The organism is Curtobacterium sp. 18060 (genome assembly GCF_902706105.1).
Classification (GTDB): domain Bacteria; phylum Actinomycetota; class Actinomycetes; order Actinomycetales; family Microbacteriaceae; genus Curtobacterium.
Window position 1 is genome coordinate 1 of the sequence record NZ_CACSJV010000006.1, and the last position, 23,430, is coordinate 23,430.

Genomic DNA, 23,430 nt, shown 5'->3' on the forward strand with positions numbered 1-23,430 from the left:
GCCGTCACCCGGCGTCGGGGTCGGGGTCGGCACCGGAGTCGGGTCGGTCCCGGGGTCCGTGCCGGCAGCGTCGAGGTCGAACCCGACCAGGATCGGGTCGTGGTCGCTCGCGCGGAACACGTCGTCGGTGTACAGGTCCGACGCGTTGTAGTTGTAGCGGCTGTACTCCAGACCCACCGACTCGACCGAGTTGATGTTCCAGATGTCCACGCCCGTGACCGTCTCGAGCGCGGCCTTCGACGCGAACACGTGGTCCAGCGAGCCACTCAAGCCGGAGAACACGTACGAGTACTCGGTGGCGTCGAGCGCCGGGCCGAGGTCGGTGTAGCCGGCGTCGTCGAGGACGACCACCGGGTCCTCCTTGCTGTAGGCGTTGAAGTCGCCGAGCATGAACACCTTGTCGGTGCCGTACTGCGCCTGCATGTCGGCGGAGAAGGTCACGAGGGCCTTGGCCTGCCGCACCCGGTCGGCGTTCGAGGCGCCCTGGCCGTCACCCTGGTCGGCGTTCTCGCCGGTGCCGGAGCCCTTCGACTTGAAGTGGTTCGCGATCACCAGGAAGTCGTCGTCCGCGGTGCCGCCGACGGGGCGGAACGCGTCCGCGACGGGCTGCCGGGCGTTCGTGAAGGCGTCGTCGAGCAGGATCGTCGACGCACCGACGGGTTCGACGCGGTCCTGCTTGTAGATGAGCGCGAGGCGGATGACGTCCTCGCTCGCCGGGACGGTCGCGGGCGACTTCGCGTAGGCCCAGGTGTCCTCGCCGGTGGCGGCGTTCAGGGCGTCGACGAGCGTGGCGACCGCGGCGTCCCGGTCCTGGCCGAAGCGCGCCGAGTTCTCGATCTCCTCGAGCGAGACGACGTCGGCACCGAGGCCGTTGATCGCCTTGACGATCTTGACCTGCTGGCGCAGGAAGTCCTCTTCCTCGGCAGCACCGCGGGCGTCGCAGCCGGAGTTCACCGTGACGGGGTCGCCCGCACGGTCGGTGTAGTACGAGCAGCCGGTGAGCTGGTCACCCGTGGTCGGGAAGTAGTTCAGCACGTTGAACCCGGCGAGCTTGAGGTCGCCGCCGACGTCCTGCGGCTTCGCCTGGCGCACGTTCGAGAACGACGCGGGCAGGTCCGCCGCCGGGGTCGCACCGGTGATCGGCGCGGTCGGCTGGAACTTCCACCCGCTGTTGCGGTAGTCGAGGACGACCGGACCCTCGAACGTGGCGGTCGCACCGACGGTGACCGGGCCCTGGGTGAGCCAGGACACCGGGATGCCCTGGTTGGCCTTCGTCAGGAAGTTGGTGCTGGCACCGTCGTCGAGCGTGACCTTGCGCGCGGCGTTGGACGCCGCGGCGGCCGTCGCCTCGGCGCTGCCCGGACGACCGACCTCGGTCGGCTGGACGAGCCGGCCGGCGCCGCTGGCGAGCACGACCTCGCCGTACTGGTTCGTCGTGTAGTTGTCGGCGACCGTGAAGGAGCCCTGCGGGGCGATGAGCATGCTCTCGAGCGACTCGCGCTGCGCGTCCGACGACGGGAACGCGACCGCGGCGGGCTGCGGAGCGACGACGGCGTCGCTGAGCTTTTCGAGCGAGGATGCCCCCGACACCGTCAGCTCGGTCAGGCCGAAGTACTCGGAGACCGCACCGGTGACCCGCACGTGGTCGCCCTCGGCCACCAGCCCGGCGGTCGCGGACGAGAAGACGAAGACGGCGTCGGACGCGGTGTGGGTGCCGAAGTCGATCGCGCCGCCGGTCCCCGGCGTCTGGATCGTGTAGCCGTTGAAGCCGCCGGACGCGTACACCGCGGTGACGACACCGTCGGTGGTGACGGTCTTGCCGGCGTAGGGCGAGGTGTCCGTGGAGCCCTGCAGCTGGGCGATGGTCACGGCCTCGGCGGGGGCGCCGGGGTCCGTCGGCTCCGTCGGGTCGGTCGGGTCGGTGGGCTCGGTCGGGTCGGTCGGCGCAGCCGTCTCACCCGCGGCGTTCCGCGGGGTCAGGGTCGTCGTCACCGAGAAGTCCGCGCCGTTGTCGTCGGTGTCCTTCGTGCCCTGGCGGACCAGGCCGTTCGGCACGGCGTTCGCCCCCTCGACGGTGCGCACGGTGCGCTCGAAGGTGTTCGAGGCGCCGTAGCCGAGCAGGTCGACGACGCCAGCGGTGCCGGTCGTCACGGGACCCGCGGCGAGCGCCACCGGCGTGGAGGCGTCGGACAGCACGAGCGTGCCCGTGGTTCCGGAGGGGTTCAGCGAGGCGGTGTCGTCCGCCGTCGGCAGGTCCGCTCCGACCGGGGTGGCGCCGCCGTTGCCGGCCATCGACACCAGGAACGTGCCCGCGGCCGGCACCGTCCCCTCGAGCGCGCTCGTCGAGAAGGCGCCGGTGCTCGTCGCCGAGCGGTACTGCAGCGACCAGCCGTCGAGCGACACCGGGGCGTCGGTCGGGTTGCCGATCTCGATGAACTTCTGGTTGTAGAAGGCGCCGTTGCTGCCCGCCTTCAGGTAGGCCTCCTCGATGACGAGGCCACTCCCCTCGGGGTTCGCGGTCGCTGCGGTGACGGTGACGAGCGGGGCCGCGAGGAGTGTCGCGGCAGCCGTGGCGCACAGCAGAGTGCGCCCGAGGGAGTTGGGCATGCCCGCACGCTACCGACCTGCGGAGTCCCTCAGGTTTCGCGCAGGTGAATGATTGCGTTCGGCAACATCAGCACCGGGCGTTCACTCCCGCCGCGCCCGCGTCTGCTCCGCCCGCCCCGCGAGCTCCTCGTCGGCCGGGTACCCCACCTCGGTCAGCGTCAGCCCCTTCGCCGGAGCGGTCTTGAACGCGCTCGTCCGCGTCTCGGCGACGCGGAGCTCCTCGAGCCGTTCCGGCCCGAACCGCCCCTCGCCGACGGCGATGGTCGCCCCCACCATCGCGCGCACCATGGAGTGGCAGAACGCATCGGCCTGGAGGCGCGCCACCAGCACGCCGTCCGGCTCGCGGTCCCAGCGGAACTCCTGCAGCGTCCGGATGGTCGTCGCGCCCTCGCGCGGCTTGCAGAACGTCGCGAAGTCGTGCAGCCCCAACAGCGTCAGCGCACCGCGCTCCATCGCTGCCGGGTCGAGGCTCGCCCCGTGCCAGACCGTGTGCCCGCGCCGACGTGGATCGCGCGGGGCGTCGGCGTCCGCGATCCGGTACTCGTACCGTCGCCAGAGCGGCGAGAACCGGGCGTCGAACCCGTCCGGCGCGACCGACGCCCGGGTGACGACGACGTCGCCCTCGGGTGCCGCGATGCCGTTCACGCGTTTGACGAGCCCGTCCAGCGGCGAGCGCCCCGTGCCGCGTTTGGCGCTGAGCGCGTCCCACTGCTCGGCGGACAGGTCGAGGTGGGCGACCTGCCCGGTGGCGTGCACGCCGGCGTCGGTGCGTCCGGCGACGGTGAGCAGTGGCGGCTCGCCCCACCGGGTGAAGACGGTGGCGAGGGCGGCCTCGAGCGCGCCCTGCACGGTCCGCAGCCCGGGCTGCCGGGCCCACCCGGAGAACGCGGCCCCGTCGTACGCGATGTCCAGCCGCAGCCGGATCCCGGCAACCTCGCCGCCGCTCTGCGGGCCCGCCGTCTCGTCCACGCGACCACCGTACCGGGGCCGCACCGCGCCTCCCGGCAGTCGGCGGACACCCGTCTGCACAACCGAAGGCCGCTGCGCCGCTGACGCGCGCTGTCCACCGGTGTCAGCGCCACGTCAGTGCCGCGTGAGCGCCCCGCGGCACCATCGTCCTCGACATCGACGAAAGGACATTTCGATGACCACGACACCGCTCGCGGTGGAGGCCTCCGGCCTCGTGAAGACCTTCGGGACGAACCGCGCAGTGGACGGTGTCGACCTCCGTGTGGAGGCCGGCACGGTCTACGGCGTGCTCGGTCCCAACGGCGCCGGCAAGACCACCACCATCTCCATGCTCGCGACCCTGCTCAAGGCGGACGGCGGCGAGGCCCGGATCTTCGGGCACGACGTCCGGCGCGAGGCGCAGACGGTCCGCACCCTGATCGGGGTGACCGGTCAGTACGCCAGCGTCGACGAGACGCTCAGCGCGACCGAGAACCTGGTGATCTTCGCGCGCCTGCTCGGGCTGTCCCGCGCGGACGCGAAGCGGAAGGCCGTGGAACTGCTCGAACGCTTCGGGCTGACCGAGGCCGCGTCACGCCCGCTCAAGGGCTTCTCCGGTGGCATGCGTCGCCGGCTCGACCTGGCTGCGAGCCTCATCGCGCAGCCGCCGCTGATCTTCCTCGACGAGCCGACGACGGGGCTCGACCCCCGCACCCGTGCGCAGATGTGGGACACCATCCGCGAGCTCGTGGCGACGGGTTCGACGGTGCTGCTGACGACGCAGTACCTGGACGAGGCGGACCAGCTCGCCGACCGCATCGCGGTCATCGACCACGGCAAGGTCGTCGCCGAGGGCACGAGCGACGAGCTGAAGGCCTCGATCGGCAGTTCGTCGCTGCAGCTCCGCCTGACCGATGCGCTCCGGCTCGACGCCGCGCGCACGATCGTCCGGAACACCCTCGGTGTCGACGCGGTGGCCAGCCCCGAGGGCTCGCGTCTCACCGCACCGATGTCGGACCCCGACCGCGTGACGGACCTGCTGGTGTCGTTCCGCGAGGCCGGCATCACCCTCGCCGAGATGAGCGTGCAGAAGCCCACCCTCGACGAGGTCTTCCTGACGATCACCGGCGCACCGGCGACCACCGAAGACGACGGCACCGACGACGACGGCACCGACGACGACAACGACAGCACCGACCGCGAACTCGCAGGGAGCATCGCATGACCACCCTCACCAGCACCACGGGCACCGCTGCTCCCCGGATCACCCCGCGCCCCGGCGTCGGTGTGACCGGCCTCGGCGCCACCGTCCGGCAGTCGCTCACGATGGCGTACCGCGGGCTGATCAAGGTCCGGCGCACTCCCGAGCAGCTGTTCGACGTCACCCTGATGCCGATCATCTTCACCGTGATGTTCACGTACATCTTCGGTGGTGCGATCGCGGGTGACGTCGCGAGCTACCTGCCGATCATCATCCCCGGCATCCTGGTGCAGACGAACATCACGTCGTCGATCGTCACGGGCGTGCAGCTGCGCGAGGACATGGACAAGGGCGTCTTCGACCGCTTCAAGTCCCTGCCCATCGCCCGGATCGCCCCGCTCGCGGGTGCGCTGCTCGCCGACACCGTCCGGTACGCGATCGCCACGACGATCACCTTCACGGTCGGCATCATCATGGGTCTGCGTCCCGCCGGCGGGTTCGGTGCGGTCGTCCTGGCCGGGTTGCTGGTCATCGTCGTCGCGTGGGCGATCAGCTGGATCTTCGCCTACTTCGGCGTCGTCGCGCGGACGGCGTCGAGCGTCTCCGGCATCTCCAACATGGTGCTGTTCCCGCTGACGTTCCTGTCGAACGCGTTCGTGCCGGCGGACACCCTGCCGGACTGGCTGCGCTGGTTCTCCGAGGTGAACCCGATCTCGCACCTCATCACGGCGGTCCGCGAGCTCGTGAACCACGGCACGGTGGGCGTCGACCTCTGGATCAGCCTGCTCGGCGCAGCGGTCGTGGTCGCGGTGTTCGCGCCGCTGACGGTCCGCGCGTACATGCGGAAGGCCTGACGGGCGCGGATCAGCGCGCGCGGAACCGCAGCTCCTCGAGCAGGAGCCGCGCCTGCGAGACGGCCTCGGTCCGGTTCGATCCGGCCGAGGCCGTCTCGGCGTCCGCCAGCACCGCGTCGCCGAGGGCGTCGGCCAGCACCGACCGCATCCGTGGGTGCGCGAGCACGCCGAAGTCCTGCCGCGAACCGAGTCGGGTCGCCAGCCCCCAGCAGCGAGCGGCGTGCTCCGGCTGTCCGTCACGGGCGGCGGCGAGCGCCAGGCCGAGCAGGGCGGTCCCGATCACGGGCAGGTCCAGCCACCACGGGTGGACGCGCAGCATCACGAGCGCACCGACGCGCAGGCGTCTCGCGACCGCCACGTCGTCGACCGGGAGGCCCGGCGCGGCTCCGTCGGTCCGGTGCACCGCCGCCTCGTCCCGCGCCGCGATCCGCGCCGAGCCCGCCATGAGCGTCCAGTGCGGCGTCTGCTTCCGCAGGGGCAGCACGGAGTCCCAGGCGCGGGTGTACTCCGCCGCAGCGTCGTCGAGGGCTCCTTCCCAGCGCGAGCACTCCGCACCGATGGCCATCGCGAGCACGCCGATCTGCACCCGGTCCTCGTCGAACCCGCCGCGGGCCTCGACCGGCCGGTGCTGCAGGTCGTCGGCGACCTGCCGGGCACGCACGACGTCGCCGGTGCTCGCGGCGCAGAGGCCGACGGTCCAGCCGATCTCGTACAGGTCGTCGTCGGCCCCGAACCGTTCGAGCTGCTCGCGGGCGACCTCGGCGGACCGCAGTGCGTCGGCGTGCCGGCCGGTCTGCGCCAGGAGCTGGGTCATGGTGACGGCGATCGACCCGGTGGTCCAGGCGTCGTCGCTCGACCGCGAGAGCGTCTCGGCGCGGGTCGCGTACCGCAGGGCGACGGCGGACTCCCCGTCGTTCTCGGCGAGCGGCGCGCTGAGCATGTTCGCCAGGCAGGCGACCCCGGGCTCCGGGTCGTCGCGGTAGCGGGCGAGCAGGGCGTACCCGTCGGCCGGTCGCCCCAGGGTGAGGAGCAGCGCTGCCTGGGCGTCGAGCACCGCGAACCCGGTGGTGCCGTCGCGCATCACGCGGCGCAGGGTCGACACGGCCAGGGCTGCGGTGCGCTTGTCGCTGAACGCGGACGACCCGCCGGTGACGACGAGTCCGAGCACGGTCGCGGCACGGTCCTCGGTCGCCGGTCCGGTACGGCGCAGGACCGGGACGACCTCGGGGCCGAGTGCGACGACCTCACCGTGGGCACCGCGCAGCGACCAGTAGCCGCCGAGGGCCGCGAACAGGTGCGCGACCGCCGCGGTGTCGTCGGCCGCCAGGCTCCAGCGGAGCAGCGTGACGAGGTTGTCGGATTCGCGGGCGACCTCGCGGAACCGCTCGAGCTGGGCGGAACCCGTGATGGTGAGGAGGTTGCGCTCGGCCGCGAACCCACGGCCCCAGCCGATCATGGCCGCTCGGACGGCCTCGGTGGCGCCGCGGTCCCCCAGCCGGGCGGCACCGAACTCCCGCACGGTCTCGAGCAGCCGGTACCGCACGGGCTCGCCCTCGTGCTCGACGAGCTGCACGAGCGACTGCTCCACGAGCTCGGCGAGGTCGTCGAGCGCGTCGGCCCGGCGGTCCGGGGCGGCGACGGCCTCGACGGCGTCGACCGCGAGTCCGTCCGGGAAGAGCGCCAGCCGGGTCAACAGGTCCTGGGCCCCGTCGTCGAGCAGGCGCCAGCTCCACTCGATCACGGCGAGCAGGGTGCGGTGCCGCTCCGGGGCGCTCCGGTCGCCGCCGCGCAGCAGCGCGAACCGGTCGTCCAGCCGGCGCTCGATCTCGTCGGCGCTCATCCCCCGGATGCGTGCGGCCGCGAGCTCGATGGCCAGCGGTGACCCGTCGAGCCGCGTGCAGATCCGGCGCACCGCGTCCACCGGCAGCACGGCTCCGGGTCGTGCGGCCCGCGCCCGCTCGGTGAACAGCCGGACGGCTGCCCCGTCGGCCTCGACGGGCAGGGGCGCGAGGGGAGCCACGACCTCGCCGGCGATGGCGAGCGGCGCGCGTGACGTCGTCAGGATCCGCAGCTCGGGCACGGTCGCGAGCAGGTCCGCGGCGAAGGCGGCGACCTCGGCAACCAGGTGTTCGCAGTTGTCCAGGACGAGCACGGTCGGCCCGTCGGCGAGCGCCCGCACGACCCGGGTGCGCAGGTCGGCCGCGACGGCGTCCCGGAGCGACCTGGTGGAGCGGAACTCGGCGATCCCGAGCAGCGCGCCGAGGGCCGGCACGATGTCGTCAGCCGTGGCGAGCGGCGCGAGCTCGAACACGACGACGCCCTGTGTCGGCGGCAGGCCGGCGGCGACCGCCTGCGCGAGGCGGGTCTTCCCCAGCCCACCCGCACCGAGGATCGTGACCAGCCGTCCGGCGGACAGCAGGTCCGAGACGGCGGCGAGGTCGGCCTCCCTCCCGACCAACGTGTTCGGCGCAGCACGCAGGCCGACGCGGCGGACGCTGCCCGTGGCGGGGCCGGACCGACGCAGCAACTCGGCGTTGAGGCGGACCAGGTCGGCCGAGGGGTCGGCGCCGAGTTCGTCGGCGAGCCGGTCACGGTGCGCCGCGAAGGCGGCGATGGCCTCGCTCGTGCGGCCGGCCGCGGCGAGGGCACGCATCGAACCGGCGACCGCGACCTCGTCGTAGGGGTTGGCGACGGCCTCTGCTGCCCAGAGTGCGGCGGCCTCGTCGGCGTCGCCCTCGTCGAGCAGTGCACCGCCGAGCGCGCGTCGGAGTGTCCGCCGGAGCGCTGCCGCTCGGTCCGCGAGTGCCGCGCCCAGGTCGCCGTCGACGTCGGCGCCCGGGTCACCACGCCAGAGGTCGAGGGCCGCACGGACCGCTGCCGGCTCCGCCTCGCCCACCGCATGTTCGGCACGGGCGAGGTCGACGTCCTCGGGGTCGCCGCCCAACGCGTACCCGGTGCTCGTCGACTCCACGAGGCCGTCCGCCACGCTCCGGCGCAGTCGGGACACGAGCGTCTGCAGCGCTGCACGGGCACCCCGCGGCTGCACGTCCGGCCAGAGGTCGTCGATCAGGGACTCGGTGGTCAGGGCGTGGCCGCGCGCGAGCACCAGCGCCGTCAGGAACGCCCGAGCGAGCGCACCGGGCACCGGCGACTGCCGGCCGTCCGCACCCGTCACCGTGACCGGTCCGAGGACGTTGATTCGGGGCGGGACGGTCACGGTGCGAGTCTACGGAGCGCCGGTGTCACGGGGTCCTCGCGTCAGCCGCGCGGACGGCGGAACGCTGACGGCCCCGTGCGGGTGTCGAGGTTGTCCGTCGCACGGCGCTCGGACTCCACGATGCCGCGGAGCGCCACGAGCGCGGACGCCGTCACCGCGACGTGCGAGGGGTTCTCGCGCGAAGCGTCGAGCGCCTGCTCGAGTCGCTCGATCGCCTTGTCGCCTTCGTCCTCGGGGCACTCCCCGCGGATCATGCACGCGAGCTGGCGGAGCGCCTCCGTGAGGGGCTCGGTGAACGCGGGGTCGGGACGCCCGATGTTCGCGGACACCGGACCCGACCGGGCGACGAGCTCGGTGAGGTCCGTCGTGTACCAGGCGACCCGTTCGAGCGCCCGGAAGCGTGCTCCGTCCTGCTGGAGCCGAGCCCGTGACCCGCGGAGCGCCCCGCGGGGGTTGATCTTCCGGCTCTCGTGGGCGACGGACACCCGCGCGCGCACATCGGCGATCGCACGGTCGAGCTTGTCCTGCTGCCGGTTCCAGGCGTCCTCGTCGCGTTTGCCGGTCTCCAGCACGCGGGCGAGCCCCTCGAGGTGCTCGGCCAACACGGCGTTCACCTCGTCGATCCGACGTTCGGCGTCCCAGAAGTGCAGCGGCGGGAACACCAGGAAGTTCACGAGCAGGCCGACGACGACGCCGACGCCCATCTGCACCAGGTACCCGAACGAGTAGCCCTCGGCGTTCGCCCCGCCGACGAGCAGCACGAACAACGCCGCCGTCGAGACCCAGGTGCTGCCCTCGCCGAGCACCCGGAACCCGCCGACGAGTACGCCGACGCCGACCGCCAGGGCCACGGCGAGGATCCCCGGGTCGCCCACGAGCATCGTGAAGCCCGCGACGGCGATGCCGAGCAGGATGCCGACGAGCGTCTGGATGCCGTTGCGCAGCCCCGCGTAGACCGTCGTCTGCATCGCGACGATCGCCCCGAGCGGTGCGTAGTACGGGTAGTCGGACGCGACCCCGGGCACGTGCCTGGCGATGAACCAGGCCAGTGCCGCGGCGCCGGCGGCCTTGGCTGCGTGCAGCAGTCGCGGCTGTGTGCCGGACGTGCGGCTCCACCGCCACGCGCGGCGACCGACGCCCGCGATGTGTTGGAACTCCATGTGGTGACTCTCCCTGTCGGGCGGACACGCTACGGGGCGCCCACTGGGAAGGCGACGGTCCTGCGTTCTCCGGACGTCGGGGAGCAGGGGTAGCGCTCCCGAACGCGACGAAGCCCCCGCGACCTGGGTCGCGGGGGCTTCGTGGTGACGCGGGGTCCTACTTGGTGTCGTCGCTCTTCTCGGCGGCGTCGGCCTCGACCTCGGCGGCAGCCTCGGTCTCGGTCTCCGACTCGACCGGCGCGGACTCCTCGGTGGTCTCGGTCGCCTCGACCGGGGCCTCCTCGGTGGTCTCGTCGGCAGCCGGCTCCTCGACCGGAGCGGCGGGGGCCGGAGCCGCGGTGCGCTTCACCGGGGCGGGCGTGCCCGACACCGGCTCGAGGACGAGCTCGATCGACGCCAGCGGGGCGTTGTCGCCCTTGCGGAAGCCGAGCTTCGTGATGCGGGTGTAACCGCCCTGACGGTCCTCGACCTGCGGGGCGATCTCCGTGAACAGCGTGTGCACGACGGACTTGTCGCGCAGGGTCGCGATGACCCGACGACGAGCGTGCAGGTCGCCGCGCTTCGCGAACGTGATGAGCCGCTCGGCGACCGGACGGAGGCGCTTGGCCTTCGTCTCGGTGGTCGTGATGCGGCCGTGCGTGAAGAGGGCGTTGGCGAGGTTGCTCAGGAGCAGGCGCTCGTGAGCGGGACCGCCACCGAGGCGGGGGCCCTTGGTGGGCTTCGGCATGTCAGTTCTCCAGTGGTGAAAGTGGTGCGCGCGGTGTCAGCGCGCTTGCGCGTGAGCGCGAGATCAGTTGTTGGACTCGTCCTCGTCGTACCCGCTGTAGAAGTGGGCGCCGTCGAATCCGGGGACGGTGTCCTTGAGGGACAGGCCGAGCTCGGTGAGCTTGTCCTTGACCTCGTCCACCGACTTCTGACCGAAGTTGCGGATGTTCATGAGCTGCGTCTCCGACAGGGCGACGAGCTCGGACACCGTGTTGATGCCCTCGCGCTTCAGGCAGTTGTAGCTGCGGACCGACAGGTCGAGGTCCTCGATCGGGGTCTGCAGCTCGTTCGACAGGACAGCGTCGACCGGCGCGGGGCCGATCTCGATGCCCTCTGCGGCCGTGTTGAGCTCGCGAGCGAGCCCGAACAGCTCGACCAGCGTGCGACCGGCCGACGCGATGGCGTCGCGCGGCGTGATCGCCGGCTTCGACTCGACGTCGACGACCAGGCGGTCGAAGTCCGTGCGCTCACCGGCACGCGTCGCCTCGACGCGGTAGGTGACCTTGAGGACCGGCGAGTAGATCGAGTCGATCGGGATCTGACCGGCCTCGGAGAACTCGGAACGGTTCTGCGTGGCCGAGACGTAGCCGCGGCCGCGCTCGATCGTGAGCTCGAGCTCGAACCGCGCGGTGTCGTTCAGGGTCGCGATGACGAGTTCCGGGTTGTGGATCTCGACGCCGGCCGGAGCGGAGATGTCCGCTGCGGTGACCTGACCGGCACCCTGCTTGCGCAGGTACGCGGTGATCGGCTCGTCGTGCTCGCTGGAGACGACGAGGCTCTTGATGTTGAGGATGATCTCGGTGACGTCTTCCTTCACACCGGGAACGGTGCTGAATTCGTGGAGGACACCGTCGATGCGGATGCTGGTGACAGCCGCGCCGGGGATCGAGGAGAGGAGCGTGCGGCGCAGCGAGTTGCCGAGGGTGTAACCGAAGCCCGGCTCGAGCGGCTCGATGACGAAGCGCGAGCGGTGCTCGGAGATCGACTCCTCGGTCAGGGTGGGGCGCTGTGCAATGAGCACTGTGGGATTCCTTTCGGCGAAGTGTCCGCTATATGACACTTGGCGGTACGACGGGGCCGCGTGGGCCCCGACGGGTCTGTTGAGTTGTGATCACGCGCACCGATGTGCGCGATCGAACGACCAGGAATGGCCGCGGGCCCTGCCCGACCCCGTCAGGGGACGAGCAGGGCGCGGCCGGTTGCTCCTCGCGTCAGACGCGACGACGCTTCGGCGGGCGGCAACCGTTGTGCGCCTGCGGAGTGACGTCGTTGATCGAACCGACCTCGAGGCCAGCGGCCTGGAGCGAACGGATCGCGGTCTCGCGGCCCGAACCCGGACCCTTCACGAAGACGTCGACCTTCTTGACGCCGTGCTCCTGCGCCTGACGCGCAGCGGACTCGGCGGCGAGCTGCGCCGCGAACGGCGTCGACTTGCGCGAACCCTTGAAGCCCACGGCACCCGAGGACGCCCAGCTGAGGACGGCACCCGACGGGTCGGTGATGCTGACGATCGTGTTGTTGAACGTGCTCTTGATGTGGGCCTGGCCCACTGCGACGTTCTTCTTCTCCTTGCGGCGCGGCTTGCGCGCGGCAGTCTTGGGGGTAGCCATCGGGGTCTCCTATCGAGCCTTCTTCTTGCCTGCCACGGTGCGCTTCGGTCCCTTGCGGGTACGCGCGTTGGTCTTGGTGCGCTGACCGCGCACCGGGAGACCACGACGGTGGCGAAGACCCTCGTAGCTACCGATCTCGACCTTGCGACGGATGTCGGCTGCCACCTCGCGGCGGAGGTCACCCTCCACCTTGAAGTTGCCCTCGATGAAGTCACGGAGGGCGACGAGCTGGTCGTCGGTCAGGTCCTTGACGCGGATGTCACCGGAGATACCGGTCTCGGCGAGTGCCTGGACCGCGCGGGTACGGCCGACGCCGTAGATGTACGTGAGTGCGATCTCCACGCGCTTCTCGCGCGGGATGTCGACGCCTGCTAGACGTGCCATGTGATGGCTGCTCCTGTTGTCGATGGAGGTGTGGAGCAGTACCGGTGCCCGGGCCTCCGACCCGAGGTGTCCCCCGGCCGTCGTGCGACCGGGTTCTGGTACTGCGTTGTCGATCTTCAGTTGTGGGTCGTGCTCGAGCAGCCTGCTGTCCGAGGGACAGCGTCGGCGCCGGTCACGCGCCCGGGACTAGCCCTGGCGCTGCTTGTGACGCGGGTTGCTCTTGCAGATCACCATGACGCGGCCCTTGCGGCGGATCACTCGGCAGTGCTCGCACATGGGCTTGACGCTGGGGTTGACCTTCATTGTTCTTTCCTCGTGCTCGCTGGCTTCGTGCGCGGCAGGATTGCCGAGCCGTTCCTTTCCAGCTCGCGGATCACTTGTAGCGGTAGACGATCCGGCCGCGGGTCAGGTCGTACGGGCTCAGCTCCACGATCACGCGGTCCTCGGGGAGGATGCGGATGTAGTGCTGGCGCATCTTCCCGGAGATGTGCGCGAGGACCTTGTGTCCGTTCGTCAGCTCAACGCGGAACATCGCGTTGGGCAGAGCTTCGAGCACCGAGCCTTCGATCTCGATGACGCCGTCTTTCTTGGCCATAGCCTCACTGTCGCTTGGTTGTGGAACAGGTGTGATCCCCGAACCGGTCTGCGGGTCGGTCGCCACACCCGAGAGGGCATGACACACCAAAGATCGATCTTATGTGGTAAACCCGCAATTGCCAAGTGCAGGCGCGGCACGCCCCCTCACCTGGGGCTTCCGCGAGCACGCCTGAGTGTTCCACAGTGGTTTGACGGCGTGCTCCGGGCCGGAGCTTGTGCCCGGACCGTAGCGTTGCTCCGCAGCCACGTCCGCCGCCCACGTACCCTGCGCGGACCACCGAACGGAGACCACGTGCCCGACGCCACACGACGCCCCTTCGCCGCACACGGCAAGCAGGCCCGCCGTCGCGGCTGGACCACACTCGTGACCGTCGTGGCCTCGGCGCTGGCCGTCGTGCTCGTGAGCGGGACGAGCGTCGCCGCCATCGCCGGCGCCCAGCTGGCCACCGCACCGCAGACCGTGCAGCTCAGCACCGACGACCAGAGCACCGCGAAGACCGCCGACATCACGGCGATCAAGGGCGGGGCGAACATCCTGCTCATCGGCAGCGACACCCGCGTCGGACAGTTCGACTCCGACGAGGACGTCGAGGGCGCCCGCAACGACGTCACGATGCTCATCCACATCTCCGAGGACCACCAGCAGCTCACCGCGGTCAGCTTCCCCCGCGACCTGATGGTCCCGATCCCGGCCTGCACCAACCCCGCGAGCGGGACGACCTACCCGGCCTCGACCTCCGCCATGTTCAACACGGCGCTCGGCAACGGTGGCGTCTCGTGCGTCGTCGACACCGTCGAGAACCTCACCGGCCTGAGCATCCCCTACGCCGGGCTCGTCACCTTCGACGGCGTGATCGAGATGTCGAACGCGCTGGGCGGCGTCGACGTCTGCGTCGCGGAGCCCATCGACGACACCTTCACCGGTCTGCACCTCACCGCCGGCTCGCACAACCTCGAGGGCTCCGACGCCCTCGCGTTCCTGCGCACCCGCCACGGCGTCGGCGACGGCAGCGACCTGGCCCGGATCAGCTCGCAGCAGGTGTTCCTGTCGGCGCTGCTCCGCAAGGTCACCTCCGACGGCACCCTGTCGAACCCCATCACGCTCTACAAGCTCGCCGGCGCGGCCCTGTCGAACATGACGCTGTCCGACGGCCTGGCCCAGACCCGCACCCTCGTCGGCCTCGCCTCCGCACTGCGCGGCATGAGCACCGCCAACATGCTCTTCGTGCAGTACCCCGTCGCCGACGACCCCGACGACAGCGCGCGGGTGATCGTCGACCAGGAGACCGCCCACACGCTCAACGTGGCGCTGCAGAACGACGTGAAGTCCTCGCTGAGCGACTCGAGCACCGGGCGCGCCTCCGAGGAGTCACCGACCGCCGGGGGCACCGCGACGACCGCACCGTCGACCGGCACCACGCCGTCCGACACGGCGTCGTCGCCCGCGTCGAGCGGCGCATCGTCGGGCACGTCGTCCGCACCGAGCTCGTCGGCCACGAGCACGGCGACATCGACACCGCTGCCGTCGTCGATCACCGGGCAGAGCGCCTCCGAGCAGACCTGCTCCGTCGGCAACTGACCGCACCCCAGACGCCGTCGTCCTGGCACGACACCCCCGAACGCACGAGACGCCGCCGGATCCGACGGCGTCTCGGCGTCTTGCCGGCGCCTCGGCGTCTTGCCGGCGTCTCCGCACGACGACGGCGTCTCGCGCGGCCGTGGACGTGGGACCGCCGAGCGCGCGCTGCGGGACGGAGCTGCGCCGAGCCTCCCGGTCGGGGTGTGCGGCCGGTAGTGGCGTGTCGGACTGGAGGCCCGTCCTACGGGATCGGGACGGGCGTCACGCCCAGCGGGGCCAGGCCCGCAGCGCCGCCGTCGGCGGCCGTCAGGACCCACACGCCGTCGGCGTGCACCGCGACGCTGTGCTCCCAGTGCGCGGCATCCCCGCCGTCCATCGTGCGGACGGTCCAGTCGTCGTCGTCCGTCGAGCTGTCGATCGTGCCCGCGGTGACCATCGGCTCGATGGCCACCACCAGGCCGGGCTTCACCGCCGGACCGGCACCGCGGACGCGGTAGTTGAAGACCGGCGGGTCCTCGTGCATGGAGCGACCGATGCCGTGCCCCGTGTAGTCCTCGACGATGCCCCAGGCGCCGGTCTCGTCGATCGCGTCCTCGACCGCGGAACCGACCTCGTGCAGGTTCTTCGCGTGGGCGAGCGCCGCGATGCCGTGCCAGAGCGATCGCTCCGTGGTGTCGCAGAGGGTCTGGCGCGCCGCGGACACCTCGGCGTCACCACCGGGGACGACCGTGGTGAACGCGCTGTCGCCGTTCCAGCCGTCGACCTCGGCACCGGCGTCCACCGACACGATGTCACCGGGAGCGAGCAGGCGGTCACCGGGGATGCCGTGCACGATCTCGTCGTTCACGGACACGCACAGCGTGTGCCGGTAGCCCGGCACGAGCTGGAAGTTCGGGATCCCGCCGCCGGCCCGGATCGTCCGCTCGGCGATCGCGTCGAGCTCACCGGTCGTGATGCCGGGACGGATCGCCGCACGCACGGCGTCGAGCGCCTCGGCGGTCAGCAGCCCGGGTCGCACCATGGCGCGGAGCTCGTCCGGCGTCTTGTAGATCGAGGGCTTGCGGAAGCGGACCACGCCGGGTCAGACGCCCGCGGTGAGCCCGCGAGCCGACAGCGCGGCCTGGATGCGGTCGCCGACCTCGTCGATCGCGCCGAGGCCGTCGACGTCGAGGACGAGACCGCGCTCGCCGTAGGCGCCGACGATCGGGGCGGTCTGCTCGGTGTAGACCTGCTGGCGACGACGGATCGTCTCCTCGTTGTCGTCACTGCGGCCCTGCTGCTCGGCACGCTTGAGCAACCGGCCGACGAGCTCGTCCTGGTCGGCGACGAGCTGCACGACCGCGTCGATCCCGGTGCCCTGCTCGGCGAGCAGCGCGTCGAGGTACTCGACCTGCCCGACCGTGCGGGGGTACCCGTCGAGCAGGAACCCCTCGGCTGCGTCGGCCTCGTTCAGGCGCGACTTCACGAGCTCGTTCGTCAGGGAGTCCGGCACGTAGTCGCCGGCGTCCATGATCGCCTTGGCCTGCACACCGAGCGGCGTGCCCTCTGCGACGTTCTTGCGGAAGATGTCGCCCGTCGAGACCGCCGGGATCCCGAAGGACTCGGCGATCCGTCCGGCCTGGGTGCCCTTCCCCGCTCCGGGGGGTCCGACGATGATGAGACGTGCGCTCAACGGAGAAGCCCTTCGTAGTGACGCTGCTGCAGCTGCGAGTCGATCTGCTTCACGGTCTCGAGACCGACACCCACGATGATCAGGATGCTCGCGCCACCGAACGGGAAGTTCTGGTTCGCGCCGAACAGCGCCAGTGCTGCCAGCGGGATGAGCGCGATGAAACCGAGGTAGAGCGAGCCGGGCAGCGTCACCCGGGTGAGGACGTAGTCGAGGTACTCGGCGGTCGGACGACCGGCACGGATGCCGGGGATGAACCCGCCGTACTTCTTCATGTTGTCGGCGACCTCTTCAGGGTTGAAGGTGATCGCCACGTAGAAGTACGTGAACCCGACGATGAGCAGGAAGTACAGCACCATGTAGAACAGGTTGTCGCCGGAGACGAGGTTGTTCTCGATCCAGGTGACCCACGCCGCGGGCTCGGAGCCGTCGGAGGGCTTGTTGAACTGCGCGACCAGAGCCGGCAGGTACAGCAGCGACGACGCGAAGATGACGGGCACGACGCCGGCCATGTTCACCTTGATCGGGATGTACGTGTTGTTGCCGCCGTACGTGCGTCGGCCGACCATGCGCTTGGCGTACTGGACCGGGATCCGCCGCTGCGACTGCTCGACGAACACGACGGCCATCATGATGACCAGTCCGACCAGGATGACGAACAGGAAGAGCTCGAACGACTGCGACTGCTCGATGGCCCAGAGCGCCGACGGGAACTGCGCCGCGATCGACGTGAAGATGAGGAGCGACATGCCGTTGCCGATGCCGCGCTCGGTGACGAGCTCGCCCATCCACATGATGAGGCCGGTACCGGCGGTCAGCGTGACGACCATGAGCATGATCGCGTACCAGCTGTCGTTCGAGATGATCGACGAGCAGGAGGACGACGCGTTCGTGCCGAAGAGGGCACCCGAGCGGGCGACCGTGATCAGGGTGGTGGACTGCAGCACGCCCAGCGCGATCGTGAGGTAGCGCGTGTACTGCGTCAGCTTCGCCTGACCGGACTGGCCCTCCTTGTAGAGGGAGTCGAAGTGCGGGATGACCACGCGCAGGAGCTGCACGATGATCGACGACGTGATGTACGGCATGATGCCGAGCGCGAAGACCGAGAGCTTCAGCAGCGCGCCGCCGGAGAACAGGTTGATCAGGTCGTAGAGACCGCCGGACGACGAGGCGCTGGCGAGACAGCTCTGCACGGCCGCGTAGTCGACGAACGGTGCCGGGATGTACGACCCGAGGCGGAACAGCGCGATGATCGCGAGGGTGAAGCCGATCTTCTTGCGAAGATCAGGGGTGCGCATGATGCGCGCGACCGCTCTGAACACGAGGACTCCGAACTTCTGGGACCGGGGCCGTCGATCGCGGCCGTTCCGGTGTCGGTCGGCAGGGCCGACCAGGCTGGCGGATGCCGGCCACTGTCAAGGAAACCGTAACGGCGGCCCGTGCGCAAACGCACGGGCCGCCGACGGGGGTTACTGGGAGACGGTGCCGCCAGCAGCCACGATCTTCTCGGCGGCGGACGCCGAGACCTTGTCGACCGTGACCGTGATCTTCACGGTGATGTCACCCTGACCGAGAACCTTGACCTTCTCGTTCTTGCGGACGGCGCCCTTGGCGACCAGGCCCGCAACGGTGACGTCGCCACCATCGGGGTAGAGCTCCGAGATCTTGTCCAGGTTCACGACCTGGTACTCGACCCGGAACGGGTTCTTGAACCCGCGGAGCTTCGGGGTGCGCATGTGCAGCGGCATCTGCCCACCCTCGAAGCCGACCCGGACCTGGTAACGGGCCTTCGTGCCCTTGGTACCACGCCCAGCGGTCTTGCCCTTCGAGCCCTCACCGCGACCCACACGGGTGCGGTCCTTCTTGGCGCCCTCTGCGGGGCGGAGGTGGTGCAGCTTCAGCACCTGCACGCGCTCGTTCTTCTCGTCGCTCATGCGTCGACCTCCTCGACCTTCACGAGGTGCGCCACCGTTGCGATGTACCCGCGGTTCTGGGCGTTGTCCTCACGCTCGACCGTACGGCCGATGCGCTTGAGACCCAGGCTGCGGAGCGTGTCGCGCTGGTACTGCTTCTCGCTGATAACGGACTTGATCTGCGTGATCTTCAGCGTCGCCATCACGCACCTGCCTTCTCGGTCGCGGCACGCAGTGCTGCGGCCTCAGCCTGGAGCAGACGAGCCGGGACGACCCGCTCGACGTCGAGGCCACGACGGCTCGCGACGGCGCGGGGCTCCTCGAGCTGCTTCAGAGCCTCGACGGTCGCGTGCACGATGTTGATGGTGTTCGACGAACCGAGCGACTTGCTCAGGACGTCGTGGATGCCGGCGCACTCGAGCACGGCGCGGACGGGACCACCGGCGATGACACCGGTACCCGGGCCAGCCGGACGCAGGAGGACGACGCCAGCAGCGGCTTCACCCTGCACGGGGTGCGGGATGGTGTTGCCGACGCGGGGGACGCGGAAGAAGTTCTTCTTCGCCTCTTCGACACCCTTGGAGATCGCCGTGGGGACCTCCTTGGCCTTGCCGTAGCCGACGCCCACGAGGCCGTTGCCGTCACCCACGACGACGAGCGCCGTGAAGCTGAAGCGACGACCACCCTTGACGACCTTCGACACGCGGTTGATGGTCACCACGCGCTCGAGGAACTGGCTGTCGCCACCGCGGTTGTTGCGGTCGCGACCCTGCTGACGGTCACGACCGCCACCACGACGGCCACGGTTGTCAGCCGAGTCGCGGTTGTTCGATGCGGAACCGGCAGCGGTCTCGACGGGACGCTCGGCGACGGCAGGTGCCTCCGCCTCCTTGCCCTTCGCGGCGGTGTCGGTGCCCTCAGCGGCTGCCTCGGTGCCCTCAGCAGTTGCCTCGGTGCCCTCAGCGGTCGCTTCGGTGGCCTCGGGGGCCTCCGTGCTCGCCTCGGTGGTCTCGACGGCGTCCGTGGCCTCGGCGGCCTCGGTCTTGGCGTCTTCGTTGGTGTTCGCGTTGTCGCTCACAGGTTCAGCCCTCCTTCACGGGCACCATCGGCGATCGCGGCGACGCGACCGGCGTACTTGCTGCCACCGCGGTCGAAGACCACGGCCTCGACGCCAGCCGACTTCGCGCGCTCGGCGAGGAGCTCACCGACGCGACGGGCCTTGGCGGTCTTGTCGCCGTCGAACGAGCGGAGGTCTGCCTCCATCGTCGAGGCGCTTGCGAGGGTGTGACCCTTCGCGTCGTCGATGACCTGCACGAACACGTGACGCGACGAGCGGGTGACGGCGAGACGGGGACGAGCCTCGGTGCCGGTGATCTTCTTGCGGAGACGGTTGTGACGACGCGCCTTGGCGGCCGCCTTGCTCTTGCCTCGTGTCTTGAGGAGTCCCATGATCACTTACCTGACTTTCCGGCCTTGCGGCGCACGTTCTCGCCGGCGTAACGGACACCCTTGCCCTTGTACGGCTCGGGCTTCCGGAGCTTCCGGATGTTCGCCGCCACTTCGCCGACTGCCTGCTTGTCGATGCCGGCGACCGTGACCTTGTTGTTGCCCTCGACCGCGAAGCTGATGCCCGCGGGCGGCTCGACCGTGATCGAGTGGGAGTACCCGAGCGCGAACTCGAGGTTCGAGCCCTTCGCCTGCACGCGGTAACCGGTGCCGACGACCTCGAGGCCCTTGGTGTAGCCCTGGGTCACGCCGATGATGTTGTTGGCGATGAGGGTACGGGTCAGGCCGTGGAGCGAACGCGACTCGCGCTCGTCGTCCGGACGGGTGACGAGAACCTGGTTCTCCTCGACCTTGGCCTGGATGGGCTCCGCGATGACGAGCGCGAGCTCGCCCTTCGGGCCCTTGACCGCCACGCTCTGACCGTCAACGGAGACGGTCACGCCGGCGGGGATGTCGATGGGAAGACGTCCGATTCGTGACATTGTCGATCACCACACGTAGGCGAGGACTTCCCCACCCACGCCCTTCTGCTCGGCTTCGCGGTCGGTCAGCAGGCCGGACGAGGTCGAGAGGATCGCCACGCCGAGGCCACCGAGGACCTGGGGGATCTCCGTCGACTTCGCGTAGACCCGGAGGCCCGGCTTCGACACGCGCTTGATGCCGGCGATCGAACGCTCGCGCTCGGGGCCGTACTTCAGGTCGATGGTGAGGGTCTGCCCGACTCGGGCGTCCTCCACCTTCCACTCGCTGATGTAGCCCTCACGCTTGAGGATGTCGGCGATGTTCTTCTTGAGCTTGGAGCTCGGGAGCGCGACGGCGTCGTGGTGCGCGGAGTTCGCGTTCCGCAATCTGGTCAGCATGTCTGCGACCGGATCGGTCATCGTCATGATGTTCGTCCATTTCTCGCCTGGTTTCGACACCCGTTCCACGAATGCCGACCTGAGCGATCGAGTGATCCCGGGGCGGTTCCCCAGGATCGGTGTGTTCGTGCGTGCGGGCCGGAGGACGTGAATCCTCCGGCCCGCACCGCCCGAAGTAGTTTAGACCGTCTGCTCGTTGGAGCGGAACGGGAAGCCGAGCTGACGGAGCAGCGCGCGTCCCTCGTCGTCCGTCTTCGCGGTGGTGACGACAGTGATGTCGAAGCCGCGGACACGGTCGATGCGGTCCTGGTCGATCTCGTGGAACACGGACTGCTCCGAGAGACCGAACGTGTAGTTGCCGTTCCCGTCGAACTGCTTGTCGCTGAGACCGCGGAAGTCGCGGATGCGGGGCAGTGCGAGGGAGATCAGGCGGTCGAGGAACTCCCAGGCGCGGTCACCACGGAGGGTGACGTGCGCACCGATCGCCTGACCCTCGCGCAGCTTGAACTGCGCGATGGACTTGCGAGCGATGTTGACCTGGGGCTTCTGACCCGTGATCGCCGTGAGGTCCTTGATGGCCCCCTCGATGATCTTCGAGTCGCGAGCGGCCTCGCCGACACCGGTGTTCACGACGACCTTGACCAGGCCGGGGACCTGGTTGACGTTCGCGTAGCCGAACTGCTCGGTGAGCGTGGCCTTGATCTCGTCCTTGTACTTCTGCTTGAGGCGCGGCTGGGCCTTGGGGGCCTCAGTCGTTGCAGTCGTGTCAGTCATCAGAGCGTTTCACCTGACTTCTTGGCGTAGCGGACACGGACGGTCTTCTTGACCCCGCCCTTCTCCACCTCTTCGGTACGGAAGCCGACGCGGGTCGGCTTCTTCGTCTTCGGGTCGACGAGAGCGACGTTGGACACGTGGATCGAGGCTTCGTGCTTCTCGATGCCACCCGTCTTCGAGCCGCGCTGCGTCTGGCCGACGCGGACGTGCTTCGTGACGAAGTTCACGCCCTCGACGACGACGCGCTGCTTGTCCTTGAGGACCTCGATGACCTTGCCCTGCTTGCCACGGTCGCCGCCACGCTCCTGCGTCGCGCCCGTGATGACCTGGACGAGGTCACCCTTCTTGATGTTCGCCATGGCTTACAGCACCTCCGGCGCGAGCGAGATGATCTTCATGAACTTCTTGTCACGGAGCTCGCGACCGACCGGACCGAAGATGCGCGTGCCGCGCGGGTCGCCGTCGGCCTTGAGGATCACTGCCGCGTTCTCGTCGAACTTGATGTAGGAGCCGTCCTGACGACGGGTCTCCTTCTTGGTGCGAACGATGACTGCCTTGACGACGTCACCCTTCTTCACGTTGCCGCCGGGGATGGCGTCCTTCACCGTGGCGACGATGACGTCACCGAGACCGGCGTAGCGACGACCCGAACCACCGAGCACGCGGATGGTCAAGATCTCCTTGGCACCCGTGTTGTCGGCGATCTTCAGGCGGGATTCCTGCTGAATCACTGCTGTCTCCTATTCCGAAGCAGGCCGAGGCCTACTTGGCCTTCTCGAGGATCTCGACCAGGCGCCAGCGCTTGGAAGCGCTGAGGGGACGGGTCTCGCTGATCACGACGAGGTCGCCGACACCAGCGGTGCCGAGCTCGTCGTGGGCCTTCACCTTGGACGTGCGACGGATGATCTTGCCGTAGAGCGCGTGCTTCACGCGGTCCTCGACCTCGACCACGATGGTCTTGTCCATCTTGTCGCTAGTCACGTAGCCGCGACGCGTCTTGCGGTAGCCGCGAGAGAGGGCGGCGGAGGTCTTCTCTTCGTTCGCCATTACTTCTCCTCGGCGGTCTCGGCCTCGGTCGACTCAGCCGGCTTGTCAGCCTTCTTCGTCGTCTTCTTGGCCTTGGTGGCGGTCTCGACGGGCGCGGGAGTGGCACGGATGCCGAGCTCGCGCTCGCGGAGGACGGTGTAGATGCGAGCGATGTCGCGCTTGACGGCACGGAGACGACCGTGGCTCTCCAGCTGGCCGGTGGCCGACTGGAAGCGGAGGTTGAAGAGTTCCTCCTTGGCCTTCTTCAGCTCGTCAGCGAGACGCTCGTTCTCGAACGTGTCGAGCTCCGTCGGACGGAGCTCCTTGGAACCGATCGCCATTATGCGTCGCCCTCCTCGCGCTTGATGATGCGTGCCTTGAGGGGCAGCTTGTGGATTGCACGGGTCAGCGCCTCACGGGCGATGTCCTCGGTGACGCCGGAGAGCTCGAAGAGCACACGACCCGGCTTGACGTTGGCGACCCACCACTCGGGCGAGCCCTTACCGGAACCCATGCGGGTCTCAGCCGGCTTCTTCGTGAGCGGGCGGTCCGGGTAGATGTTGATCCAGACCTTGCCGCCACGCTTGATGTGACGCGTCATGGCGATACGAGCGGACTCGATCTGACGGTTGGTCACGTACGCCGGGGTGAGGGCCTGGATGCCGTAGTCGCCGAAGCTGACCTTGGTACCACCGGTTGCCTGACCCGAACGCTTCGGGTGGTGCTGCTTACGGTGCTTGACTCGACGGGGAATAAGCAT

Annotated in this window: 28 protein-coding genes; 3 read left to right on the forward strand and 25 right to left on the reverse strand. The window is 69.7% G+C overall.

The window, feature by feature from the left end:
- Positions 1–2,607, reverse strand: a 2,607-nt coding sequence (locus GVL05_RS04710) for an ExeM/NucH family extracellular endonuclease (RefSeq protein ID WP_159571764.1), incomplete at its 3' end; no start/stop codon positions are given.
- A gap of 81 nt (positions 2,608–2,688) precedes the next feature.
- Positions 2,689–3,576, reverse strand: a complete 888-nt coding sequence (gene truA / locus GVL05_RS04715) for a tRNA pseudouridine(38-40) synthase TruA (RefSeq protein WP_235035853.1) — start codon at positions 3,574–3,576, stop codon at positions 2,689–2,691.
- Between the two features lie 175 nt (positions 3,577–3,751).
- On the opposite strand from truA, the gene GVL05_RS04720 reads away from it, so the two are divergent.
- The gene (locus GVL05_RS04720; protein WP_159571767.1) at positions 3,752–4,780 is read left to right on the forward strand and encodes an ATP-binding cassette domain-containing protein; all 1,029 of its coding nucleotides are present in this window, start codon (positions 3,752–3,754) and stop codon (positions 4,778–4,780) included.
- Entirely contained in the window at positions 4,777–5,610 is an 834-nt protein-coding gene (locus tag GVL05_RS04725; RefSeq protein WP_159571770.1) for an ABC transporter permease, read from the forward strand. The genes GVL05_RS04720 and GVL05_RS04725 overlap by 4 nt, the downstream gene beginning before the upstream one ends.
- Before the next feature lie 10 nt (positions 5,611–5,620).
- On the opposite strand, the gene GVL05_RS04730 is transcribed toward GVL05_RS04725, so the two are convergent.
- The 8 genes from GVL05_RS04730 to infA form a co-directional block, all read right to left on the reverse strand.
- A complete protein-coding gene (locus GVL05_RS04730; protein WP_159571773.1) occupies positions 5,621–8,827 on the reverse strand; it encodes a BTAD domain-containing putative transcriptional regulator in 3,207 nt (1,068 codons plus the stop codon).
- A gap of 41 nt (positions 8,828–8,868) precedes the next feature.
- Entirely contained in the window at positions 8,869–9,987 is a 1,119-nt protein-coding gene (locus GVL05_RS04735; protein WP_159571776.1) for a hypothetical protein, read from the reverse strand.
- Between the two features lie 157 nt (positions 9,988–10,144).
- On the reverse strand, positions 10,145–10,714 hold the full coding sequence (gene rplQ / locus GVL05_RS04740) for a 50S ribosomal protein L17 (RefSeq protein ID WP_159571779.1): 570 nt from the start codon (positions 10,712–10,714) through the stop codon (positions 10,145–10,147).
- Between the two features lie 63 nt (positions 10,715–10,777).
- Entirely contained in the window at positions 10,778–11,773 is a 996-nt protein-coding gene (locus GVL05_RS04745; protein ID WP_071259847.1) for a DNA-directed RNA polymerase subunit alpha, read from the reverse strand.
- 190 nt (positions 11,774–11,963) lie between these two features.
- A complete protein-coding gene (rpsK, locus tag GVL05_RS04750; protein ID WP_017885507.1) occupies positions 11,964–12,362 on the reverse strand; it encodes a 30S ribosomal protein S11 in 399 nt (132 codons plus the stop codon).
- 9 nt (positions 12,363–12,371) lie between these two features.
- Entirely contained in the window at positions 12,372–12,746 is a 375-nt protein-coding gene (gene rpsM, locus GVL05_RS04755; RefSeq protein WP_058728274.1) for a 30S ribosomal protein S13, read from the reverse strand.
- Between the two features lie 186 nt (positions 12,747–12,932).
- The gene (gene rpmJ, locus GVL05_RS04760; RefSeq protein ID WP_071276701.1) at positions 12,933–13,049 is read right to left on the reverse strand and encodes a 50S ribosomal protein L36; all 117 of its coding nucleotides are present in this window, start codon (positions 13,047–13,049) and stop codon (positions 12,933–12,935) included.
- A gap of 70 nt (positions 13,050–13,119) precedes the next feature.
- Positions 13,120–13,341: a translation initiation factor IF-1 gene (gene infA / locus GVL05_RS04765; RefSeq protein WP_017885509.1), complete on the reverse strand. Its 222-nt coding sequence runs from the start codon at positions 13,339–13,341 to the stop codon at positions 13,120–13,122.
- Between the two features lie 294 nt (positions 13,342–13,635).
- Between infA and GVL05_RS04770 the strand changes: the two genes are divergently transcribed.
- Complete coding sequence (locus GVL05_RS04770) at positions 13,636–14,922, forward strand: LCP family protein (protein ID WP_159571782.1); 1,287 nt, start codon at positions 13,636–13,638, stop codon at positions 14,920–14,922.
- Positions 14,923–15,163: 241 nt separating this feature from the next.
- Here GVL05_RS04770 and map read toward each other — a convergent pair whose 3' ends face one another.
- The 15 genes from map to rplP form a co-directional block, all read right to left on the reverse strand.
- A complete protein-coding gene (gene map / locus GVL05_RS04775) occupies positions 15,164–15,997 on the reverse strand; it encodes a type I methionyl aminopeptidase (RefSeq protein ID WP_159571785.1) in 834 nt (277 codons plus the stop codon).
- Between the two features lie 6 nt (positions 15,998–16,003).
- Positions 16,004–16,594: an adenylate kinase gene (locus tag GVL05_RS04780; protein WP_123339470.1), complete on the reverse strand. Its 591-nt coding sequence runs from the start codon at positions 16,592–16,594 to the stop codon at positions 16,004–16,006.
- Positions 16,591–17,913 (reverse strand): preprotein translocase subunit SecY, encoded by a 1,323-nt coding sequence (gene secY, locus GVL05_RS04785; RefSeq protein ID WP_111083457.1) that lies wholly within the window; start codon positions 17,911–17,913, stop codon positions 16,591–16,593. Before secY ends, GVL05_RS04780 begins: the two co-directional genes overlap by 4 nt.
- 147 nt (positions 17,914–18,060) lie before the next feature.
- A complete protein-coding gene (rplO, locus tag GVL05_RS04790) occupies positions 18,061–18,525 on the reverse strand; it encodes a 50S ribosomal protein L15 (protein WP_027466723.1) in 465 nt (154 codons plus the stop codon).
- Entirely contained in the window at positions 18,522–18,707 is a 186-nt protein-coding gene (gene rpmD, locus GVL05_RS04795) for a 50S ribosomal protein L30 (protein ID WP_173168934.1), read from the reverse strand. Before rpmD ends, rplO begins: the two co-directional genes overlap by 4 nt.
- A complete protein-coding gene (gene rpsE, locus GVL05_RS04800) occupies positions 18,707–19,582 on the reverse strand; it encodes a 30S ribosomal protein S5 (RefSeq protein ID WP_131921062.1) in 876 nt (291 codons plus the stop codon). Before rpsE ends, rpmD begins: the two co-directional genes overlap by 1 nt.
- Complete coding sequence (gene rplR / locus GVL05_RS04805; RefSeq protein ID WP_031259041.1) at positions 19,579–19,953, reverse strand: 50S ribosomal protein L18; 375 nt, start codon at positions 19,951–19,953, stop codon at positions 19,579–19,581. The genes rpsE and rplR overlap by 4 nt, the downstream gene beginning before the upstream one ends.
- A 2-nt stretch (positions 19,954–19,955) precedes the next feature.
- On the reverse strand, positions 19,956–20,492 hold the full coding sequence (gene rplF / locus GVL05_RS04810) for a 50S ribosomal protein L6 (RefSeq protein WP_111083459.1): 537 nt from the start codon (positions 20,490–20,492) through the stop codon (positions 19,956–19,958).
- Positions 20,493–20,498: 6 nt separating this feature from the next.
- A complete protein-coding gene (gene rpsH, locus GVL05_RS04815) occupies positions 20,499–20,897 on the reverse strand; it encodes a 30S ribosomal protein S8 (RefSeq protein ID WP_017885519.1) in 399 nt (132 codons plus the stop codon).
- A gap of 153 nt (positions 20,898–21,050) precedes the next feature.
- Positions 21,051–21,644 carry a 50S ribosomal protein L5 gene (gene rplE, locus GVL05_RS04820; RefSeq protein WP_111083460.1) on the reverse strand — a complete coding sequence of 198 codons (594 nt, stop codon included), beginning with the start codon at positions 21,642–21,644 and terminating at the stop codon, positions 21,051–21,053.
- Positions 21,644–22,003 (reverse strand): 50S ribosomal protein L24, encoded by a 360-nt coding sequence (rplX, locus tag GVL05_RS04825; protein ID WP_111083461.1) that lies wholly within the window; start codon positions 22,001–22,003, stop codon positions 21,644–21,646. The genes rplE and rplX overlap by 1 nt, the downstream gene beginning before the upstream one ends.
- 3 nt (positions 22,004–22,006) lie before the next feature.
- Complete coding sequence (gene rplN, locus GVL05_RS04830; protein ID WP_111083462.1) at positions 22,007–22,375, reverse strand: 50S ribosomal protein L14; 369 nt, start codon at positions 22,373–22,375, stop codon at positions 22,007–22,009.
- 31 nt (positions 22,376–22,406) lie between these two features.
- Positions 22,407–22,691, reverse strand: a complete 285-nt coding sequence (rpsQ, locus tag GVL05_RS04835) for a 30S ribosomal protein S17 (protein ID WP_159571788.1) — start codon at positions 22,689–22,691, stop codon at positions 22,407–22,409.
- Positions 22,691–23,011: a 50S ribosomal protein L29 gene (gene rpmC / locus GVL05_RS20110; RefSeq protein ID WP_111083464.1), complete on the reverse strand. Its 321-nt coding sequence runs from the start codon at positions 23,009–23,011 to the stop codon at positions 22,691–22,693. Before rpmC ends, rpsQ begins: the two co-directional genes overlap by 1 nt.
- Complete coding sequence (gene rplP / locus GVL05_RS04845) at positions 23,011–23,430, reverse strand: 50S ribosomal protein L16 (RefSeq protein WP_111083465.1); 420 nt, start codon at positions 23,428–23,430, stop codon at positions 23,011–23,013. The genes rpmC and rplP overlap by 1 nt, the downstream gene beginning before the upstream one ends.

What these genes read in the sequence shown, in the direction of transcription:
- rplE (WP_111083460.1), bottom strand. Translation starts at nt 21,644, where the DNA reads ATGACTGACACGACTGCAACGACTGAGGCCCCCAAGGCCCAGCCGCGC.
- rpmC (WP_111083464.1), bottom strand. Translation starts at nt 23,011, where the DNA reads ATGGCGATCGGTTCCAAGGAGCTCCGTCCGACGGAGCTCGACACGTTC.
- GVL05_RS04735 (WP_159571776.1), bottom strand. Translation starts at nt 9,987, where the DNA reads ATGGAGTTCCAACACATCGCGGGCGTCGGTCGCCGCGCGTGGCGGTGG.
- rpmJ (WP_071276701.1), bottom strand. Translation starts at nt 13,049, where the DNA reads ATGAAGGTCAACCCCAGCGTCAAGCCCATGTGCGAGCACTGCCGAGTG.
- rpsM (WP_058728274.1), bottom strand. Translation starts at nt 12,746, where the DNA reads ATGGCACGTCTAGCAGGCGTCGACATCCCGCGCGAGAAGCGCGTGGAG.
- infA (WP_017885509.1), bottom strand. Translation starts at nt 13,341, where the DNA reads ATGGCCAAGAAAGACGGCGTCATCGAGATCGAAGGCTCGGTGCTCGAA.
- rplF (WP_111083459.1), bottom strand. Translation starts at nt 20,492, where the DNA reads ATGTCACGAATCGGACGTCTTCCCATCGACATCCCCGCCGGCGTGACC.
- rpsK (WP_017885507.1), bottom strand. Translation starts at nt 12,362, where the DNA reads ATGGCTACCCCCAAGACTGCCGCGCGCAAGCCGCGCCGCAAGGAGAAG.
- GVL05_RS04720 (WP_159571767.1), top strand. Translation starts at nt 3,752, where the DNA reads ATGACCACGACACCGCTCGCGGTGGAGGCCTCCGGCCTCGTGAAGACC.
- rpsQ (WP_159571788.1), bottom strand. Translation starts at nt 22,691, where the DNA reads ATGGCGAACGAAGAGAAGACCTCCGCCGCCCTCTCTCGCGGCTACCGC.
- rpsH (WP_017885519.1), bottom strand. Translation starts at nt 20,897, where the DNA reads ATGACGATGACCGATCCGGTCGCAGACATGCTGACCAGATTGCGGAAC.
- rpmD (WP_173168934.1), bottom strand. Translation starts at nt 18,707, where the DNA reads ATGGCGACGCTGAAGATCACGCAGATCAAGTCCGTTATCAGCGAGAAG.
- rplO (WP_027466723.1), bottom strand. Translation starts at nt 18,525, where the DNA reads ATGAGCGACGAGAAGAACGAGCGCGTGCAGGTGCTGAAGCTGCACCAC.
- rplP (WP_111083465.1), bottom strand. Translation starts at nt 23,430, where the DNA reads ATGCTTATTCCCCGTCGAGTCAAGCACCGTAAGCAGCACCACCCGAAG.
- GVL05_RS04725 (WP_159571770.1), top strand. Translation starts at nt 4,777, where the DNA reads ATGACCACCCTCACCAGCACCACGGGCACCGCTGCTCCCCGGATCACC.
- rplQ (WP_159571779.1), bottom strand. Translation starts at nt 10,714, where the DNA reads ATGCCGAAGCCCACCAAGGGCCCCCGCCTCGGTGGCGGTCCCGCTCAC.
- rplX (WP_111083461.1), bottom strand. Translation starts at nt 22,003, where the DNA reads ATGGCGAACATCAAGAAGGGTGACCTCGTCCAGGTCATCACGGGCGCG.
- rplR (WP_031259041.1), bottom strand. Translation starts at nt 19,953, where the DNA reads ATGGGACTCCTCAAGACACGAGGCAAGAGCAAGGCGGCCGCCAAGGCG.